The sequence below is a fragment of the Arthrobacter sp. NicSoilC5 genome, from assembly GCF_019977395.1.
Lineage (GTDB): Bacteria > Actinomycetota > Actinomycetes > Actinomycetales > Micrococcaceae > Arthrobacter.
In genome coordinates this window covers 1,123,271-1,140,438 of sequence record NZ_AP024660.1, presented here as the reverse complement: position 1 = coordinate 1,140,438, position 17,168 = coordinate 1,123,271, and the positions used below count along the sequence as shown (strand labels likewise).

General features: G+C 66.2%; 18 protein-coding genes, 1 tRNA gene and 1 other RNA gene. 11 read left to right on the top strand and 9 right to left on the bottom strand.

Annotated features, from left to right (window positions below; translation table 11 throughout):
- Positions 1-10: 10 nt before the first annotated feature.
- Positions 11-736 carry an FCD domain-containing protein gene (locus LDO22_RS05370; protein WP_159631758.1) on the bottom strand — a complete coding sequence of 242 codons (726 nt, stop codon included), beginning with the start codon at positions 734-736 and terminating at the stop codon, positions 11-13.
- A gap of 232 nt (positions 737-968) precedes the next feature.
- On the opposite strand from LDO22_RS05370, the gene gndA reads away from it, so the two are divergent.
- Together gndA and LDO22_RS05360 are read left to right on the top strand one after the other, a co-directional pair.
- The gene (gene gndA / locus LDO22_RS05365; RefSeq protein ID WP_224026383.1) at positions 969-2,405 is read left to right on the top strand and encodes an NADP-dependent phosphogluconate dehydrogenase; all 1,437 of its coding nucleotides are present in this window, start codon (positions 969-971) and stop codon (positions 2,403-2,405) included.
- Between the two features lie 135 nt (positions 2,406-2,540).
- Positions 2,541-3,374 (top strand): oxidoreductase, encoded by an 834-nt coding sequence (locus LDO22_RS05360; protein ID WP_224026382.1) that lies wholly within the window; start codon positions 2,541-2,543, stop codon positions 3,372-3,374.
- Positions 3,375-3,406: 32 nt separating this feature from the next.
- On the opposite strand, the gene epsC is transcribed toward LDO22_RS05360, so the two are convergent.
- The 3 genes from epsC to msrA all read right to left on the bottom strand — a co-directional run bounded on the left by epsC (position 3,407) and on the right by msrA (position 5,556).
- Positions 3,407-3,991: a serine O-acetyltransferase EpsC gene (gene epsC / locus LDO22_RS05355; RefSeq protein ID WP_159631761.1), complete on the bottom strand. Its 585-nt coding sequence runs from the start codon at positions 3,989-3,991 to the stop codon at positions 3,407-3,409.
- Between the two features lie 39 nt (positions 3,992-4,030).
- Positions 4,031-4,966, bottom strand: coding sequence for a cysteine synthase A (gene cysK, locus LDO22_RS05350; protein WP_159631762.1), 936 nt, complete (start codon positions 4,964-4,966; stop codon positions 4,031-4,033).
- Positions 4,967-5,031: 65 nt separating this feature from the next.
- Positions 5,032-5,556 carry a peptide-methionine (S)-S-oxide reductase MsrA gene (gene msrA / locus LDO22_RS05345; RefSeq protein ID WP_224026381.1) on the bottom strand — a complete coding sequence of 175 codons (525 nt, stop codon included), beginning with the start codon at positions 5,554-5,556 and terminating at the stop codon, positions 5,032-5,034.
- 100 nt (positions 5,557-5,656) lie between these two features.
- Here msrA and LDO22_RS05340 point away from each other — a divergent pair, with 100 nt between their 5' ends.
- Positions 5,657-6,580, top strand: coding sequence for a Nif3-like dinuclear metal center hexameric protein (locus LDO22_RS05340; RefSeq protein WP_224026380.1), 924 nt, complete (start codon positions 5,657-5,659; stop codon positions 6,578-6,580).
- A gap of 61 nt (positions 6,581-6,641) precedes the next feature.
- Positions 6,642-7,379 carry a C4-type zinc ribbon domain-containing protein gene (locus tag LDO22_RS05335; RefSeq protein WP_159631764.1) on the top strand — a complete coding sequence of 246 codons (738 nt, stop codon included), beginning with the start codon at positions 6,642-6,644 and terminating at the stop codon, positions 7,377-7,379.
- 27 nt (positions 7,380-7,406) lie between these two features.
- Here the strand turns inward: LDO22_RS05335 and LDO22_RS05330 are convergent, their stop codons facing one another.
- A complete protein-coding gene (locus LDO22_RS05330; RefSeq protein ID WP_224026379.1) occupies positions 7,407-8,171 on the bottom strand; it encodes a peroxide stress protein YaaA in 765 nt (254 codons plus the stop codon).
- 58 nt (positions 8,172-8,229) lie between these two features.
- On the opposite strand from LDO22_RS05330, the gene rnpB reads away from it, so the two are divergent.
- The 5 genes from rnpB (at position 8,230) to LDO22_RS05305 (ending at position 12,154) form a co-directional block, all read left to right on the top strand.
- An RNA gene (rnpB, locus tag LDO22_RS05325) (RNase P RNA component class A) lies at positions 8,230-8,617 on the top strand.
- 44 nt (positions 8,618-8,661) lie between these two features.
- Positions 8,662-9,195 carry a TspO/MBR family protein gene (locus LDO22_RS05320; protein WP_201302415.1) on the top strand — a complete coding sequence of 178 codons (534 nt, stop codon included), beginning with the start codon at positions 8,662-8,664 and terminating at the stop codon, positions 9,193-9,195.
- Between the two features lie 271 nt (positions 9,196-9,466).
- On the top strand, positions 9,467-10,945 hold the full coding sequence (locus LDO22_RS05315; RefSeq protein ID WP_159631766.1) for a glyceraldehyde-3-phosphate dehydrogenase: 1,479 nt from the start codon (positions 9,467-9,469) through the stop codon (positions 10,943-10,945).
- 75 nt (positions 10,946-11,020) lie between these two features.
- Positions 11,021-11,230: a hypothetical protein gene (locus LDO22_RS05310; protein WP_159631767.1), complete on the top strand. Its 210-nt coding sequence runs from the start codon at positions 11,021-11,023 to the stop codon at positions 11,228-11,230.
- Positions 11,231-11,356: 126 nt separating this feature from the next.
- On the top strand, positions 11,357-12,154 hold the full coding sequence (locus LDO22_RS05305) for an HNH endonuclease family protein (protein WP_224026378.1): 798 nt from the start codon (positions 11,357-11,359) through the stop codon (positions 12,152-12,154).
- A gap of 51 nt (positions 12,155-12,205) precedes the next feature.
- On the opposite strand, the gene def is transcribed toward LDO22_RS05305, so the two are convergent.
- The 3 genes from def to orn all read right to left on the bottom strand — a co-directional run bounded on the left by def (position 12,206) and on the right by orn (position 13,740).
- A complete protein-coding gene (gene def, locus LDO22_RS05300) occupies positions 12,206-12,778 on the bottom strand; it encodes a peptide deformylase (protein ID WP_224026377.1) in 573 nt (190 codons plus the stop codon).
- 130 nt (positions 12,779-12,908) lie between these two features.
- Positions 12,909-12,981, bottom strand: a tRNA-His gene (locus tag LDO22_RS05295).
- Positions 12,982-13,110: 129 nt separating this feature from the next.
- Positions 13,111-13,740, bottom strand: coding sequence for an oligoribonuclease (gene orn / locus LDO22_RS05290; protein ID WP_224026376.1), 630 nt, complete (start codon positions 13,738-13,740; stop codon positions 13,111-13,113).
- 155 nt (positions 13,741-13,895) lie between these two features.
- Between orn and mptB the strand changes: the two genes are divergently transcribed.
- Positions 13,896-15,452: a polyprenol phosphomannose-dependent alpha 1,6 mannosyltransferase MptB gene (gene mptB / locus LDO22_RS05285; RefSeq protein ID WP_224026375.1), complete on the top strand. Its 1,557-nt coding sequence runs from the start codon at positions 13,896-13,898 to the stop codon at positions 15,450-15,452.
- Positions 15,453-15,458: 6 nt separating this feature from the next.
- On the opposite strand, the gene LDO22_RS05280 is transcribed toward mptB, so the two are convergent.
- Positions 15,459-16,166: a DNA alkylation repair protein gene (locus LDO22_RS05280; RefSeq protein ID WP_224026374.1), complete on the bottom strand. Its 708-nt coding sequence runs from the start codon at positions 16,164-16,166 to the stop codon at positions 15,459-15,461.
- A gap of 79 nt (positions 16,167-16,245) precedes the next feature.
- Between LDO22_RS05280 and LDO22_RS05275 the strand changes: the two genes are divergently transcribed.
- A complete protein-coding gene (locus LDO22_RS05275) occupies positions 16,246-17,148 on the top strand; it encodes an aldose 1-epimerase family protein (protein WP_224026373.1) in 903 nt (300 codons plus the stop codon).
- Positions 17,149-17,168 lie beyond the last annotated feature (20 nt).

Below are 17,168 nucleotides of genomic sequence, written 5' to 3'. Positions count from 1 at the left end.
CCGCTGATGCTTACTGCCGAACAGGAATAAAGACCCGCGGCTGTTCCGTCCAGGTATCGGCCATTTGGGACATCGTGCGCCGCATGATCCGGTCCGAGGCCTCACGCGCGGACACAGCGTCGCCACGGGCGATCGCTTCCGCCACATCCTCATGCCACTGCAGGGCGGCCTGGTGCGGGTGGTCGGGCATCAGTCCGTGGACGGTGCGGCCTGTCAGGGTTTCCGCCACCTGGCCCATAAGGTTGGCGAACATCTCGTTTCCGGAACCGGAGAGCAGGAGCGAATGGAAGCGGATGTCCAGTTCCAGGAACCGGGCCACCTCGCCGTTGTTGCCGGCCTCCCGCATGGCCCGGGCCACGTCCACGAGTTCCATCCGCAGCGCTGCCGGAGCGTTCTGCGCGGCCAGTTCGGCAGCCGCAGGCTCCACTGCTGCCCGCAGTTCGGCAAGGGAGCGCAGCTGGGCGCCGCGTGCATCGCTGGCCAGGCGCCACCGGATGACCTGCGGATCAAAGGGATTCCACCGGCTGGCCGGCAGCACCCGGATACCCACCCGCTTGGTGGTTTCCACCAGGCCCAGGGACTGCAGGACCCGTACCGCTTCCCGGATCACGGACCGGGAAACCTTCAGTTCAACCTCAAGCTGCTCCGCGAGCATGACATGGCCGGCAGGAAGATCCCCCGAGATGATCCGCGTGCCCAGGTTGTCGATGGCACGGTGGTGGAGGCTGCTGGTCATGAAGCTAAGCCTAGTTGTTGGCAGGCGTCCGGAGCTCAGGCAAGCCCACGGCCCAGGACACTGCAAGGCAGCAGCCCTAGACTGGCACCGACACAAAGGGTTCCATGACGCGGACGTTACTTTCGCGTCACCGCCAGAATATATATGCTTTATTCCGACCCCCTGATCTGGCCCGGTGACTTCCCGCCTGCGGAAGCCGGCAGCCGAGGCCACCAATGAATTGGAGTTATTGATGTCTGCACACATCGGTGTCACCGGACTCGCCGTCATGGGCGCCAACCTCGCCCGGAACCTGGCCCGCAACGGCTTCACCGTTGCGCTGCACAACAGGTCCGTGGAGAAGACGGATGCGCTGCTGGAAAAGCACGGCTCGGAGGGTGACTTCGTCCGCACCGAGACCCTGCAGGAACTGGTGGACTCCCTGGAGAAGCCCCGCCGCGTCCTCATCATGGTCAAGGCCGGCAAGCCCGTCGACTCGGTCATCGAACAGCTGGAGCCGCTGCTGGAGCCGGGCGACATCATTATCGACGCCGGCAACTCCCACTACGAGGACACCCGCCGCCGGGAAGCGGCCTTGGCCAAGAAGGACCTGCACTTCGTGGGCGTCGGCGTGTCCGGCGGCGAGGAAGGTGCGCTGAACGGGCCGTCCATCATGCCCGGCGGTTCCAAAGAGTCCTACAAGGCACTTGGCCCGCTGCTGGAAAAGATCTCCGCAAAGGTCGACGGCGAGCCCTGCTGCGCCTGGATCGGCACCGACGGCGCCGGTCACTTCGTCAAAATGGTCCACAACGGCATCGAATACGCCGACATGCAGGTCATCGGCGAGGCTTTCGACCTGCTGCGCTCCGGCGCGGGCATCGAGCCGGCCGAGCAGGCAAAGATCTTCTCCGAGTGGAACCAGGGCGAGCTGTCCTCCTTCCTGATCGAGATCTCGGCCGAAGTGCTGGGCCACGTTGACGCCAAGACCGGCAAGCCGTTCGTGGACGTCGTCGTCGACGCCGCAGGCCAAAAGGGCACCGGCCGCTGGACTGTCATCTCCGCCCTGGAACTGGGCTCGCCGGTGTCGGGGATCGCTGAGTCGGTCTTTGCCCGTGCACTGTCCTCCCAGGCCGCGCAGCGCAAGCTGGGCCAGGAACTGCTGGCCGGCAACGAGGTCACAGTGGAGATCCCGGAGACGTTCGTCGAGGACGTCCGCCAGGCGCTCTACGCCTCCAAGCTGGTCTCCTACGCCCAGGGCCTGGACATGCTCACCTCCGCGGCCAAGGAATACGGCTGGGACCTGAAGCTGGACGAAATCGCGTCCCTGTGGCGCGCTGGTTGCATCATCCGCGCCGAGCTCCTCAAGGACATCACCAAGGCGTACGCCGCCGACGAGAAGCCGGCCAACCTGCTCTTCGCGCCGGCGTTCACCAAGGCCATCGCAGACGCCCTGCCGGCCTGGCGCCGCGTTGTTGCCACCGCCGTCCAGCTCGGCATTCCGGTGCCGGTGTTCTCGTCGTCCCTGGCGTACTACGACGGCCTGCGGCGCAAGCGCGTGGCTGCCGCCCTGATCCAGGGCCAGCGCGACCTGTTCGGCGCCCACACTTACGGCCGCGTCGACGCCGAGGGGACCTTCCACACCCTCTGGGGCGAAGACAAGTCCGAGGTCGAAGCGGTGGACACGCACTAGTCCGCACCGTTTCCGGCCCGGCGGCCGGCGCTACCCGATACTCTGGGGGCGCCGGCCGCTGGTGTTTCCTGCCGGAACGACCGTCGATCCGCGCTGCCTGCCCGTCCCGCCGCACCGTCCCAAGGAGTCCCGCCCATGAGCCAGCCTGTCGTTTTTGTCACCGGCGCGTCCACGGGAATCGGCTTTGAAGCCGCAAAAAAGCTCGCGGCCCACGGTTTCACCGTCTACGCCGGCGCCCGCCGGGTGGAGAAAATGGAACCGCTCAGGGCTGACGGCGTTCGGATCCTGCCGCTGGATGTGACAGACGAGGAGTCCATGGGTGCGGCCGTGGGGGAGGTTCTCGCAGCCCACGGCAGGATCGACGTGCTGGTCAACAACGCCGGGTACGGGTCCTACGGGTCGCTGGAGGAAGTGGAGCTGGCCGAAGGCCGGCGGCAGTTTGAGGTCAACCTTTTCGGGCTGGCCCGGATGACGCAGCTCGTCCTGCCGGCCATGCGCGCCGCCGGCAGGGGCCGGATCATCAATATCTCATCGATCGGCGGAAAGATGTACGAGCCGCTGGGCGCCTGGTACCACGCCACGAAGTTCGCGGTGGAGGGCCTCAGCGATTCGCTCCGGGTGGAGCTCAAGCCGCACGGAATCGACGTGGCCATTATCGAACCGGGCGGTACCCAGTCTGAATGGGGGGCTATCTCCTCCGAGGGCCTGTTGGCCAATTCAGGCACGGGACCTTATGCGGTGCAGGCCAAGGTCGTGGCAGCCGCGCTGGCCTCCACCGACGGCTCGGCAATGTCCTCGCGCCCGGAGGTTATTGCGGAGGCGATTGTCCATGCCGCCACCTCGCCGCGGCCCAAGACCCGGTATCCGGTGGGTAAGGGCGCGCGGGCCATCCTGCTGCTGCGCCGGCTGCTCCCGGACCGTGCCTTCGATGCCGTTCTGTGGGCCATCTACAGGCGTTTCCCCGGTTAGCAACGCAGCGGGCCGGGCCCGAACTGCGTCCGCTAGATCCGGTACTCGATGTCGTATTCGGCCGGATCCACCGCGGGCTTGGTCTCCCGCTGGGCATCCCGGTGCCGCCACTTGGCGGGAACTCCGGTGATGATGGACTCCGGCGGCGCGTCCTTGACCACCACGGCGTTGGCTCCCACGGCACTGTCCCGGCCAATGGTGATGGGCCCCAGGATCTTGGCGCCCGCACCGATGGTCACGCGGTCGCCAATCGTGGGGTGCCGCTTGATCCTGGCCAGCGAACGGCCGCCCAGCGTCACACCGTGATAGATCATCACGTCCTCGCCGATCTCGGCAGTCTCGCCGATCACCACCCCCATGCCGTGGTCGATGAAGAAGCGGCGGCCAATGGTGGCGCCTGGATGGATCTCGATCCCGGTCCAGGACCTGCCCAGCTGCGACAGGAGCCGGGCCGGGAAACGCAGCTCCGGCTTCTGCCACATGCGGTGGGTCAGCCGGTGGATCCAGATGGCATGCAGCCCGGAATAGGCGAAAAAGTTCTCAAAAGAACCTCGAGCCGCCGGGTCGTGGGACCGGGCGGCGTCGAGGTCTTCCTTTAGTCTTGCGAAAAAGCCCACAAAGTTCTTTCTACAGGAATCGGGCGGAGAGCGGACTGATCAGCCGCGGATGTCGTCATAGAGCACGGTGGAGATGTAACGCTCACCGAAGTCGCACACCACGGCCACGATCAGCTTGCCGGCGTTTTCCGGCCGCTTGGCCAGTTCCAGGGCAGCCCAGACGATGGCTCCGGAGGAGATGCCGCCAAGGATGCCCTCCTTGATGCCCAGGTCGCGGGCGACGCGGACCGAATCTTCGAGGGTGGCGTCGATGACCTCATCGTAGACATTGGTGTCCAGCAGTTCCGGGATGAAGTTGGCGCCCAGGCCCTGGATCTTGTGCGGGCCGGGGGCGCCGCCGTTCAGGATGGGGGAGTCCTTGGGTTCCACGGCCACGATCTGCACGCCGGGCTTGCGCTCCTTCAGGACCTGTCCGACGCCGGTGATGGTTCCGCCGGTGCCGATGCCTGCCACGAAGATGTCAACGGCGCCGTCGGTGTCGGCCCAGACCTCTTCTGCCGTGGTCTTGCGGTGGATCTCCGGGTTGGCTTCGTTGGCGAACTGCTGTGCCCAGATGGAGTTCTCGGTGTTGGCCACGATTTCCTGGGCCTTCTCCACGGCGCCGCGCATACCCTCTGATCCCGGAGTCAGCACAATCTCGGCGCCGAAGGCACGCAGCATGACCCGGCGCTCTGTGGACATGGTCTCGGGCATGGTGAGGATGACCTTGTACCCGCGTGCGGCACCCACCATGGCCAGGGCAATGCCCGTGTTGCCGGAGGTGCCTTCAACAATGGTGCCGCCGGGCTTCAGGGCGCCCGACTTTTCCGCGGCGTCGATGATGGCGACACCGATGCGGTCCTTGACGCTGTTGGCCGGGTTGTAGAACTCCAGCTTCACGGCAACGGTGGCGTCCAGCCCTTCGCTGAGCCGGTTCAACCGAACCAGCGGGGTCCCGCCGACCAGCTGCGTTACATCGTCATAGATCCGTGCCATGTACATACGCCTATCTCTAAGGGGTGGATACTGAGGTCAGCCTAACGAGGCCGCGTAACGCCGGGCTAAGCGTTAAGCCATGCAGAGTAATATTTCCTGGCCTTGGCCAGCTTGGGGTTGATGATCACCTGGCAGTACCCCTGTTCCGGGTGCTTTGCGTAGTAATCCTGGTGGAATTCCTCCGCCACGTGGAACCGCGGCAGCCGGCTGACCTCGGTAACGATGGGGTGGGACCACAGGGCCTGGTTGCGGTCGATGGCTTCCTCGAACAGGATCTTTTCCTCGTCGGTTTCGTAGAACATCGAGGAGCGGTACTGGGTGCCGACGTCGTATCCCTGGCGGTTCAGCGTGGTGGGGTCATGCAGGGCGAAGAACATGTCCAGGACCACCTCCGCCGGGATGATGTCCTCATCGAACGTCACCGCCACAACTTCGGCGTGCCCGGTGGTCCCGCTGCAGACCGAGTAGTAGTCCGGGTGGGGGTCGTGCCCGCCGGTGTAGCCGGATACAACGGAGGTGACGCCCCTGGTCTTCTGGTAGACGGCGTCAAGGCACCAGAAGCACCCTCCGCCAAGAACAAAAGTTTTCATGACCTCTTCAATGGTTGACAGCGCCGGAAGATTCCCCGGGTACCCCGGCACAGCGCCGTAAACTGCGGCGGCGGGAAGCCCATGGGGTAAAACTAAGACTATGGAACCTGTGGACACCGACGTTACCGGCCAGGCAGATCACGACGGCGAGGCCTCCTCCGACACGCCGCCCGCGGCCGGTTCCGCGGACGCCCCGACTTTGGCTGAGCTGCTGCTTGCGGTTGAGGAGCTGTGGCCGGAATCCCTGGCGGAGACCTGGGATGAGGTAGGGCTCGTCGCGGGCCACCCGTCCGCCACGGTCACAAAGGTGATGTTCGCGGTCGATCCCACCCTGGAAGTCATTGAGGAAGCGGTTGAGTGGGGAGCGGAGCTGCTCATCACCCACCACCCCCTGCTGTTGAAGGGCGTCACGTCCGTGGCAGCCACGTCGGCAAAGGGGCGGGCGGTGCACCGGCTTATTGAGTCGGGGACGGCACTGCTGACCGTGCACACCAACGGCGACTCCGCCGTCGGAGGTGTCTCCGATGTCCTGGCTGACGCCCTGGGACTCCAGGACGTCGCCCCGTTGACCGTGGCGGCCAACGGGCTGCCGGAGGAAGGCATCGGGCGCGTGGGCGACCTCGCGGATGCCATGAGCCTGGGCGACTTCGCCGCCCGCGTATTCGGGATCCTTCCCTCCGTGGCCGGGGGAGTGCGTGTTTCCGGCGATAAGGACGGGCTGGTTCGGCGCATCGCGGTGTGCGGCGGTGCCGGCGATTCGTTGTTCAACGAAGTGCGGGCCAGCAATGCCGACGTCTACGTCACCGCCGACCTTCGCCACCACCCGGCGTCGGAGGCGCGCGAGGCCGCCCTCAATGGACGGCCGTACCTGGTGGACGTGTCGCACTTTGCCAGCGAATGGCTGTGGCTGCCTGCCGCCGCCGCGGCCCTGGGCAACGTCCTGTCCGACCAGGGCCATGACGTTGAGATCCTGGTCAGCACCACCAACAGCGATCCGTGGGACTTCATCCTCACTCCCGGCTAGAGTCTAGGAAGCGCCGGTTCGGTGCCCGGCCCCGGCCGGAAGGGATCTAGCGGAGGTAAACGTGGCTAAGGCAGCACCGGCGGAACAGTTGAAGTTGCTCGAACTGCAGGGGCTTGATGCCCGGCTGAAGGGCCTCGCCAACCGCCGCCGCACGCTGGAAAACGATCCCCGGATTAAGGACCTCGAGGCCGCCCTGTCCGTCGCCAACGGTGAACTGGGCGCAGCCAAGGTGGCCGTGCACGACGCCGAGGCCGCGCTGAAGCGGGCAGAGGCCGACGTCGAACAGGTTGCCTCGCGCATCGAACGCGACGAAGCCAGGCTCAACAGCGGCACCGGCCTGTCCAAGGACCTGGTGGCACTTCAAAAGGACATCGCGTCGCTGAACAAGCGGCGCTCGGACCTTGAAGACGTGGAACTGGAAGTCATGGAGCGGCTCGACTCGCTGCGGGAGCGGCAGGCAGCCCAGCAGCAGATCGTCGATGACATCCAGGGGTCCTTTGGAACCATCAGGGCCGAGCTCGATGCGGCCCTGGCCGAAGTGGAAACGGAAGCGGCGGGCCTGCGTGCCCAGCGCGGCGAATTTGCCCAAGGCCTGGACGCGGGCCTGGTGGCGGTCTACGAGAAGACGCTGGCCAAGCGGGGAGTGGGTGCGGCCCGGCTCTTCCACGGAACGTCGGAAGCCTCGGGCATGAAGCTCAGCCCCGGCGACCTCGCCGAGATCAAGGCAGCTGCTGCCGACGACATCGTTTTCTGCCCGGACTCCGGCGCCATCCTGGTCCGTTCGGACGAGTGGTCCTAAGCAGCCCACAGGCACCCTGCCGGGCGGTCAGCCCGGCAGGATGATGTTCAGGGCGTGCGGCTTGCGTGCGGTCCCGGGCACCAGTTCGGCGTCCCACTGTTCGCGGGCAGCTCTCAGGAGGTCCGACGGCGTGGCCGGGGCTTTGCCGCGGCGCACCAGCAGGTGCCGCGCCAGTTCGCCGCGCGTGTGCTTGGCGAAGTGGCTCACTACCTTGCGGACTCCTGCACTCTCGGTGAAGACATTCACGGAGACGGTCTGTTCCGCCGGGGGCGCCCACGCCGCTGCGTACGTGCTGGACCGGCAGTCCACCACAAGGTGTCCCTGGGCTGCTGCGCCCAGGGTGTCGGCAAGCTGCGCCTTCCAGAAGGGAGCCAGCCGGCCGACGTCGGGCAAGGACGTGCCCATGGACAACCGGTAGGCAGGAACGCTGTCGCCAAAGCGCAGGGCCCCCCACAGCGCCGAGATCACCAGGACGGACTCATCGGCCTTCCGGCGCTGAACCGGCGTCAGCGTCCGGTAGCCCAGGGCGTCATACAGGACGCCCGAATAAATGCTGTGCGCCGGCGCCGCCGGTTCGGCATGCAGTCGCGTATTGCGTTCGACGTCGTCCCGCAGGGATGCTCCGACGCCCAGCAGGGCGAGGGCATCCTGATGGGCGCTGACTGTTCCCAGCGCCTCAAGGACCTTGGCGCGGTACGGGTTGAGCTCCGGGAAGCCCAGGGCGGTCCAGTCGACGGCGGGGCCGCGGAGCGCGGGTGTCTTGCCTTCGGAAGGGGGAAGCAGAATCAGCACCGTCCGATCCTACCGGCGGCAAAAGGCGGCCGGCGGCGCCGGTAGACTGGGACCCGGATGGGACAGCCAGACGGCCGCGCGCCACGCAAGTGGCTCGAGGAACGTCCGGGCTCCGCAGGGCAGGGTGGTGGGTAACGCCCACTCGGGGTAACCCGCAGGCCAGTGCCACAGAAAACAGACCGCCTGCATTTCCGGCTCCGGCCGGGGAGGGCAGGTAAGGGTGAAACGGTGGTGTAAGAGACCACCAGCTTCCCGGGTGACCGGGAAGGCTAGGTAAACCCCACCCGGAGCAAGGCCAGACAGGACACGTTCGAGGGCTGCCCGCCCGAGTGTCCGGGTAGGCCGCTGGAGGGTGCCGGCAACGGTACTCGTAGATGGATGGCCGTCGCTCCCTTTCCGGTAACGGCAGGGGAGAACAGAACCCGGCGTATCGGCTGTCCCATCCTTAAACCGCGTTTGACCACGGGCTATGCGTCGGGGATCCTGAACCGTGCCCGTAATTCCTGAAACCCGTCCCGCACCCGCAGCGGGCATTCCCGGCGTCCGTTCACAGGGTGTTGCCCTCGCCGGTTTCCTGGCCCTTTCCGCGCTGGCCTGGGTACTCGCCTCAGTTCCCATCATCCTTAACTCCAACGGCTGGTACGCGGGCTCGCTGAAAGCTCCGTGGATGCCGCCGTCGTGGATGTTCCGCACCACCTGGATGGTGCTCTATGCCGGCGTGGCGGCAGCGGCCTGGCTGGTCTGGCGCAAAGGGCGCCTGTCCGGGGGCACCCTTGCCGGCTATGTGGGGCAACTGCTGCTCAACACTGCGTGGCCGGTGACGTTCTTCGCGATGTATCCCATGCTTGGAGTGGTGGCCCTGTGGGCAGCCTTTGCTGTCATCTGCGCGCTGACCGCAACCCTGGCGTTCCTGATCCTGCGCTTCGGACCGGTGGACGCCACCGCCGGGTACCTGGTGCTGCCGTACTTTTCCTGGCTCGTGTTCTCCGCCAGCCTGAACCTGTACTCTGCCATCCACAACTGAAGGCCGGCAGTCTGCGTTGTGCGGTCCGCCCCGGGCGTGTGAGTGATTTCACGCATCCCGAGCGTGTTCCGTGGACCGTGCCAAATTAGAATGGATTCCGGACGCAGGAGTTCTACCGCCGAAAGTTGCGTCCGCAACCGGCGGTTTTTCTTTGCACGCGATCCAGGCGCCTGGGGACCATCCCCTGCGGGCGCCGGTGCCCCTGGACATCATCAGGTGGCCTACATCTGTGTACGACGACGTACACGGCTGAACCGAGGAAGGTATTTCTGTGAGCCAGACGTCTGATTCTTGTCTTGATACGTGGATGGGCCGGGAGGCCCTCGCCGAGGCCATGATCCCGGTGATCGGCAGGCTGTACCGCGAAAACAACGTGGTGACCAGCATCCACGGCCGGAGCCTGATCAACAAGTCCACCATGAACATCCTCAAGGCGCACCGCTTCGCGCGCCGGATGAGCAAGGACGAACTGCTCCTGGAGGACACGGCGCCCCTGCTGAACACGCTGGCCGGACTCGAACTGGGTGCCGCCGCGATCGACATCGCCCGCCTGAACCAGAAGTTCAAGGAAGAAGGCAACGGCGCCACGCTGGAGGAATTCCTCCGCGAAGAGCTCGCCGAAATCGTGGGCAAGCGGGGCGGCGATGACCGCACCAGCACCGACGTCGTGCTCTATGGCTTTGGCCGCATCGGCCGCCTCCTGGCCCGCCTCCTCATCGAAAAGGCCGGCGGTGGCCACGGCCTGCGCCTGCGCGCCATTGTGGTGCGCCGCGGATCCGACAACGACCTCTCCAAGCGGGCCAGCCTGCTGCGCCGCGACTCCGTCCACGGGTCCTTCGAAGGCACCATCCGGATCGACGAGGCGGCCAACACCATCACTGCCAACGGTGTCCAGATCCAGGTCATCTACTCGAACGACCCCGCCACCATCGACTACACCGCCTACGGCATCAACAACGCCCTGGTGGTGGACAACACCGGCCGCTGGCGCGACGCCGAAGGCCTGTCCCAGCACCTGCAGAGCAAGGGCGTTGCGCGGGTCCTGCTGACCGCGCCGGGCAAGGGTGAACTGAAGAACATCGTCCACGGCATCAACCACCGGGACATCACCGACTCGGACAAGATCGTTTCCGCGGCGTCCTGCACCACCAACGCCATCACCCCGGTCCTGAAGGCCATCAACGACAAGTTCGGCGTGGTCCACGGCCACGTGGAAACCGTCCATTCCTTCACCAACGACCAGAACCTGATCGACAACTTCCACAAGGGCGACCGCCGCGGCCGTTCCGCTGCGCTGAACATGGTCATCACCGAAACCGGTGCCGCCAAGGCAGTGGCGAAGGCCCTGCCCGAACTCCTGGGAAAGCTCACCGGCAGCTCCATCCGCGTCCCCACCCCGGACGTTTCGCTGGCCATCCTGAACCTCACCCTTGAAAACGGCACCACCAAGGACGAGGTCAACAACTACCTGCGTGAAATGTCGCTGCACTCGGACCTGCGCAAGCAGATCGACTACATCGACTCGCCCGAGGTTGTCTCCACCGACTTCGTCGGATCCCGCCGCGCCGGGATCGTGGACGGCCTGGCCACCGTGTCCACGGACAAGAACCTGGTCCTCTACGTCTGGTACGACAACGAGTTCGGCTACAGCTGCCAGGTGGTCCGCGTCATGGAAGAGATGGCAGGCGTGAACCCGCCGTCCTTCCCCGCCAAGGAAAGCGCTGCCGCCTTGGCCGCGATCGCCGTCTAGCCACATCCGCCCGCGTCCTGCGAATTCCCGGCTGATTCTCTGGAATCAGCCGGGAAACGGGACCACACTGGTGGCATGGACAACGAATCGACACTTCAGCACGAAACCACCCTCGAGCACGCACTGGACGTGGCCAAAGCCAACCATAAGGAAGCCGTGCGGCTTCTGGAGCGCGCCCGTGCCGCCCAGAGGACCGGCGACGTCACCGATGAGCGGGTGCGCCAGCTCGAGGACCTGCTGTCCATCGCGGAAGAAGACCTGCGTAGGGTCACCAGGGAACAATAACCCGGCGGCCACCACCGGGCGCTGTGACCCATCACTCGTCCTCAACAGTGTGGATATCAGCGGCCGCCCGCGCCCTGTGTCCTAGGCTCTTGGGGTGCCCGACTTTCCCCTCCCGGCGTCAACCCCGTGACCGTCAGCTGGTCCGCCTACCGCCGCGCACGCCGCCGTTCCCGGCAGGCCTGGGCGCTTCTGGTGACGGCCGCGGTCTCCATCCTTGCCGCACTGTTCTGGTTCTTCACCGCCGGACAGTTCGCGGCAGCCGGGCCCGCCACGGAGGGGCCCACGGAGGCGCCGGTCTTCGACCCCGCCTGGATGAAGCCCGTCCAGGAACCCAACCCGGTGCCGGCCGGCAGCGCCCTCGCAGCCCTTGACGGCCTGGCTGTCAAAGGGCGGGCGCCCAGCACCGACTACAGCCGGGACGCCTTTGGCCAGGCCTGGCTCGATGTGGACCGCAACGGCTGCGACACCCGCAATGACATTCTTCGCCGGGACCTCGCCGATGTTGTGTTCTCGGAGGGTTCCTCCTGCAAGGTGACGTCCGGGCATTTCCGGGAACCCTACACGGGGCAGGATATTGATTTCCGGCGCGGTTCGGACAGCAGCCGCGCGGTCCAGATCGACCACGTCGTCGCCCTGGGTGATGCCTGGCAAAAGGGCGCCCAGCGTTTGGCGCCGAAGGAACGCCAGAGCCTGGCAAACGATCCCCTGAACCTCATCGCGGCGGACGGCGCCGCCAATCAGCAAAAAAGCGCGGGGGACGCCGCTACCTGGCTGCCCAAAAACACGGCAATCCGCTGCCATTACGTGGCCCGGCAGATTTCCGTGAAGGCCGCGTACGGGCTGTGGGTAACGGCAGCGGAAAAGGACGCCATGAAGCGGGTCCTGGCCTCCTGCCCCCAGCAGCAGACCATTACGGCAGGCTGACCGGCATCCGCCGGGCCGGGTCGGTGGCCGGCGGCCCCGTGGCTGAACCGGTCAGTGTCCGAAGGGATCCGGGTCAACGCCGGGCATCCAGGTCAGCCCCGGCACGCCCCAGCCGTTCTTCTTGGCCTGCTTCATGGCCTTGCGGGAATACCGGTCCAACAGCCGGTTGACGTACAGCTTGCCGTCCAGGTGGTCATACTCGTGCTGGATGACCCTGGCAAACCAGCCTGTGGCCTCGAAGCGGACCGGTTCCCCGAACCCGTCAAAGCCCTCCACCCGGGCCCATTCGGCCCGCTTGAGCGGATACTGTTCGCCCGGGAAGGACAGGCAGCCCTCTTCCTCTTCGTCGGGATCGGGAGCAGCACCTGAGACCTTGGACAGGGTCAGGACGGGATTCACCAGGACGCCGGTTGGGGGAGCGCCGTCGTCATTGGCGTACTTGTAAACGAAGATCCGCTTGCCGACGCCGATCTGCGGGGCGGCCAGGCCCACCCCGTTGGCGGCGTCGTTGGTTTCGAACATGTCGGCAATCAGGGTGCGCAGTTCGTCGTCGAAGACCTCCACCTCGGCGGCGCGGCGGTGCAGGACAGGCTCGCCCCAGATGGTGATCGGCAGAACGGTCATATCAGTAGTCCTTCGGCTTCGCGGTGTCCCCGGCTGCAATGCGTGTGCCCGGTGGGGCACGACAAAGGAGGCCGCACCGGATATCCGGTGCGGCCTCCTTTGTTGACGGCTGCATGTGCCGCCCCGTGAGGGTGAGCGACGGGGGTTGAACCCGCGACCTCCTGGACCACAACCAGGCGCTCTGCCAACTGAGCTACGCCCACCATGTGCCTCAAGGGAATTCCACCGGAGCGGCTCCCTGGAAACGCAACTCAAATAGCTTACCTGCTCGAACAGGGTGCTTTGTCCACTTTCAGCGATTTGAGCGAAATTTCCTCAAAACGTGGCGCAGATTACTCCGCGGACTGGTTCCCGGCGTCCCCGTTGGTGATTCCCCTGGCAATCTTCTGGGCGGTGGCGCTGTCCGGCCCGGGGGCGGGGACGAACACTGCCTCGCGGTAGTAGCGGAGCTCGTCGATGGAGTCCTTGATGTCTCCCAGCGCGCGGTGGCCACCCTTCTTCGCCGGCGACTGGAAGTACGCCCGGGCGTACCAACGGCGCGAGAGCTCTTTGATGGTGCTGACGTCAATGACCCGGTAATGCAGGTGCTCCACCACGGCAGGCATGTCGCGGGACAGGAACACCCGGTCGGTTCCCACGGAGTTGCCGCCCAGAGGTGCTTTGCGCGGATCCGGGACCCACGTGGAGATGTACTCCATGACCGCGGCCTCTGCTTCTGCCATCGTCTTGCCGTGCGGCAGCTCCGCCAGCAGCCCGGACTTGGTGTGCATGTCCCGGACGAAGTCGGACATCTGGGCCACTGCGGCATCGTCGGGTTTGATGACGACGTCGACGCCCTCACCAAGGATGTTGAGCTCCGAGTCGGTGACCAGTGCTGCCACCTCGATCAGGGCGTCGTTCTTGATGTCCAGGCCGGTCATTTCGCAGTCGATCCAGACGATTCGTTCGTTAGATATAGGCACCGGACCAGCCTACCGTTACACTTCCGGGCACCCTGCCGATGCTAGGATTTCGGTACGCGGCGGGTCGCCCTTCCGCCCCTTAATCGTGTCCCGGCCGGCCCGTGCGGCCCGCCGGATCAACAGCGGAAAACGCAACAAGATTGGACGATCCTGAGATGACGGCGCCTGTGCCCGCAACGGGGGAGATGGCGGCGGCCGGTATTGCCGGAACGGGCAGTGCCGAGGTGGACAATCCGCGCTCACCCCTGCTTGCCGGTTTCCTGGGCTCCATGTTCATGATGATTGGCTCCATTGGCGTCGGCTGGCTGGCCCCGGTCTCGGAACTGCGGCGGATGCCCGTGTTCATCTGGATGCGGACGGAGGCTCCCGGCGTGGCGCTGTCCATCGTCCTGGTGGCCATCGGCGGCATGCTGCTGGTGCGTGCCTGGCTGCGGCTGGGCCAGAAAGTCCGGGTGTGGGGTGAACAGGCACGGCGGGCAACCCTGTCCGCGGTGGTGGCATGGGGTCTTCCCATGATGTTCAGCGTGCCGCTGTTCAGCCGCGACGTGTATGCGTACATCGGGCAGGGGCGCCTGATGGTGGAGGGCTTCAATCCGTACGAAAACGGCATTTCCGCGCTGTCCAACTACTTCCAGCTCGGCGCCGACAAAATGTGGACCGAGGCGCCGGTTCCCTATGGCCAGCTGTTCCTGTGGATCGAGCAGTTCGTCGTCTGGGTGACCAACGTCCAGCCGGAGGCGTGCGTCATGCTCTTCCGGCTGGTGGCGCTGGCCGGTGTGGTGCTCTGCGTCGTCTACGTGCCCCGGCTCGCCGAACTGCACGGCGTGAACCCGCACCGCGCTCTCTGGCTGACCGTGGCCAACCCGCTCTTCCTGACCAATTTCATTGCCAGTGTCCACAACGACTCCCTGATGATCGGGCTCGCCCTGGCAGGCTTGTACCACTCCGCGACCCGGCGCCAGGTCCGTGGCATCGCCTTGGTGACCCTCTCCATCGCGGTGAAGCCCATCACCATTGTCTTCCTGCCCTTCATCGGCCTCCTGTGGGCAGGCCGGAACGCGGGCTGGCTCCGGAAAGTGGCGTTTTGGGCCCTGACGGCCGGCCTGAGCCTGGCGCTGTTGACCGCCTTGAGCATGGTCAACGGGTTCGGCTTCGGCTGGATCAACGGCCTGTCCGCGCCGGGCAGCATTTCGATCTGGTACGCCCCGGTGGGCTTGATTGGCATGGTGGTCGGATCCCTGGCCACCGCTTTCGGCTTTGACGGTTCGGTCCCCGCGGGCTGGGTATTCGACGCCGGCAAGCTGCTGGCCGTGGGCATCGTCGCCTGGCAGATCTTCAAGGGTGACTACGACCGCCTGATGCGCCGCCTCACGCTCGCCCTGGCGGCCGTGGTCCTGCTGGCCCCGATCATCCAGGCCTGGTACGTCGTCTGGCTCATACCGCTCTTTGCCGTGACCGGCATCAGGAACGACTGGCAGGTCAAGGCCCTGTACTTCGTGGTGTCCTTCTTCATGATCTACGCGATTTCGGACCAGTTGGACGTTTTCCCGTACCTCCAGACCCAGGACCTCGGCTTCGCCCTCGCCCTGGCCCGCGTTGCCGCGGCGCTGACCGCCCTGCTCTTTGCCCTGTACCTGATCTTCTGGGACCCCGGCACCCGCAGGCTGTTCCGCAAATCGCACCAGCCCGTCGTCGAACGTCCCGTGATCTAGCGGCGGCTATTGCTGTGCGGCCCCGGCGCTGATCCTGCGCAGGGCCTCCCGCCGCGACAACGGACTCATGGCGTCCTTGTTGCGGGAAACGAACGCCTCCACCCACTCCGGTGCGGTCTTGGCGTACTCGCGCAGCGCCCAGCCGATGGCCTTGCGGATAAAGAACTCCCGGTCCGCCAGGTTCGGCTCGATGATGGCGGCGAGCAGTCGCGTGTCGGTGGCCTTCCCGGCGCGCAGCTGCGACGTGATGGCGGCCCTGCGGATCCAAAGGTCGGGGTCCTTGCTCCACCGCAGCAGGAGACCCGACATCTCCCGGGGGTGCGCCTGCAGCAGGGTGCAGATCCGGCCGGACACGCCATCGGCAAAGTCCCACCATGCGCCTGTCCGGATCATTTCTGCGTACACAGGAAGCATGTCCAGGTCGGAGGCCACCAGCCGGTGTGCTGTCAGGTCGATGGCCGCGTACTTCTCCTCCCGGAACGTGGAGGTGCGCCACAGGTCCAGCACGGTGGCGCGCAGCTGCCCGGCGGAAACCGGCGGATGCTCCCGGGCAGCCCGCTTCGCGATGCGCCGCACCTCGGGAACCCGTACGCCGAGCGAGGGGAGCTCGGACTTCATGTAGGCCTGCGCTCCCGCAGCCCGGACAGGGTCGGCCAGCCCGTGGAGTGCACCCCTGACGGAGGCGATGAGGTCCTGGTCGGCGGCGGTATCCATGGGGCAACTGTAGCCAGTGGACAGCGCCGGCGGTGCGGTAGGCTGGTGAGCGCTAACACACTACGACGCAGAGGTAACCATGCCCGGAACTGAAGTCCACCTCGCCCACGGACCCTACTCCGCCGTCGTCACCCTCCGCGGCGGGGCGCTGAGGGAACTCCGCCACGGGGACAGGGACTTGGTGGTGGGCTTTGGCCCCGACGGACCCGTACCCGACTACCGCGGCGTGGTCTGCGCGCCCTGGCCCAACCGCCTCGCGGACGGCACCTACTCGTATGGGGGCAAGTCCTATGCCGCTGCCGTCAACGAACCGGAACGCGGCGCTGCCCTGCATGGCCTTGCCATCCACAGGCCATGGAAGGTGCTGGAAGCGGCCGCGGACCGCGCCGTCCTGGGTTGCCGCATTCCGGCCGGCCCGGATTACCCGGGGGACCTGGAGTTGTCGGTGACCTATACGCTCTCCGCCGACGGGCTCCATGGCATGGTGCGGGCGGTCAACACCGGTGCCGCTGCCGCCCCGTACGGGGTGTGCCCCCATCCCTACCTGGTGGCCGGTCCGTCCCCGCTGGATGACTGGACGCTGGATCTGCCGGCCGCTGCCTACCTGGAGGTGACCCCTGACCGGCTGCTGCCGGTGGGCATGCGGCAGGTGGACGGGGATGCCTTCGACTTCCGTTCGCCGCGGCGTCTGGGGCCGGTGAAGATCGACCACGCCTTCACGGACATCGCCCGGGACGGTGCGGGCCTGGCCCGGGTGCGGGTACTGGACCCATTGGGTACAGGTGTGGAACTCGAATGGGGCGCCGAATGGCCCTGGGTCCAGGTGCACACCGGCGACAAGCCCGCCCGCCCGGACCGGCTGGGCCTGGCTGTTGAACCCATGACGTGTCCGCCTGATGCCCTGCATTCAGGCACGGACCTGGTGCACCTGCAGCCCGGCCAGGCCCACTCGGCGGGCTGGACCATCCGCGCTCTGGGCTAGGCCGGTCCGGCCTCGGCGGG

What these genes read in the sequence shown, in the direction of transcription:
- LDO22_RS05370 (WP_159631758.1), bottom strand. Translation starts at nt 736, where the DNA reads ATGACCAGCAGCCTCCACCACCGTGCCATCGACAACCTGGGCACGCGG.
- gndA (WP_224026383.1), top strand. Translation starts at nt 969, where the DNA reads ATGTCTGCACACATCGGTGTCACCGGACTCGCCGTCATGGGCGCCAAC.
- LDO22_RS05360 (WP_224026382.1), top strand. Translation starts at nt 2,541, where the DNA reads ATGAGCCAGCCTGTCGTTTTTGTCACCGGCGCGTCCACGGGAATCGGC.
- cysK (WP_159631762.1), bottom strand. Translation starts at nt 4,966, where the DNA reads ATGGCACGGATCTATGACGATGTAACGCAGCTGGTCGGCGGGACCCCG.
- msrA (WP_224026381.1), bottom strand. Translation starts at nt 5,556, where the DNA reads ATGAAAACTTTTGTTCTTGGCGGAGGGTGCTTCTGGTGCCTTGACGCC.
- LDO22_RS05340 (WP_224026380.1), top strand. Translation starts at nt 5,657, where the DNA reads ATGGAACCTGTGGACACCGACGTTACCGGCCAGGCAGATCACGACGGC.
- LDO22_RS05310 (WP_159631767.1), top strand. Translation starts at nt 11,021, where the DNA reads ATGGACAACGAATCGACACTTCAGCACGAAACCACCCTCGAGCACGCA.
- def (WP_224026377.1), bottom strand. Translation starts at nt 12,778, where the DNA reads ATGACCGTTCTGCCGATCACCATCTGGGGCGAGCCTGTCCTGCACCGC.
- mptB (WP_224026375.1), top strand. Translation starts at nt 13,896, where the DNA reads ATGACGGCGCCTGTGCCCGCAACGGGGGAGATGGCGGCGGCCGGTATT.
- LDO22_RS05280 (WP_224026374.1), bottom strand. Translation starts at nt 16,166, where the DNA reads ATGGATACCGCCGCCGACCAGGACCTCATCGCCTCCGTCAGGGGTGCA.
- LDO22_RS05275 (WP_224026373.1), top strand. Translation starts at nt 16,246, where the DNA reads ATGCCCGGAACTGAAGTCCACCTCGCCCACGGACCCTACTCCGCCGTC.